1 protein-coding gene is annotated in these 560 nt (G+C 36.2%); it reads right to left on the bottom strand.

Annotated features, from left to right (window positions below; all coding sequences use genetic code 11):
- A partial coding sequence (locus E1171_RS00280; protein ID WP_155202992.1) for a hypothetical protein occupies positions 1-439 on the bottom strand: 439 nt, incomplete at its 3' end.
- Positions 440-560: the final 121 nt, after the last annotated feature.

The following is a 560-nucleotide window of genomic DNA, read 5'->3' on the forward strand; positions in this document are numbered from 1 at the left end:
TGGTATTTGTGGAGGGTATTGTATTATTAAAAGCTCCCTCTACTTTTAATTTGTAATCCTCAGGGTCTAAGGTGCCAATGCCTACATTGCCACCTGGTTTCATAATAAACCTTATCCCAGTGGTCCCTCCTGAACTTGAGTGATCTTCATAAATAAAAAAATTTCTAGCCCTTGAATTTGTGGTTTCATAAACACCTAAAGACCACCTATCAATCATACTTGTTCCTAATGTAACATAAGGTTGGTTTGCAAGATCAGTTAAAATTCTTATTCCTGCGTTCGATTTGTTTATTTCTAATGGCCCAGAAGGGGTTTGTGTACCAATACCCACATTTCCATCTTTATGGTAGAGTGGGCTATTTATATCTCCTATTTGCTGTGCTTGAACATAAAAATTCAAAAAACTAAAACTTAAAATAAATAGTATTCTTTTCATCATTAAAAAATTGTGCTTATTGTCTGTTTTTAACTTGCTTATAACGGCTCGGCTAAAAATCGTTGCTGTCCCGAGGGGCTGTTATGATTTTTTAGCCATTGTGTGTGCCCGGAACGGGCATCTT

This window comes from Xanthovirga aplysinae (assembly GCF_009711365.1).
GTDB lineage: Bacteria > Bacteroidota > Bacteroidia > Cytophagales > Cyclobacteriaceae > Xanthovirga > Xanthovirga aplysinae.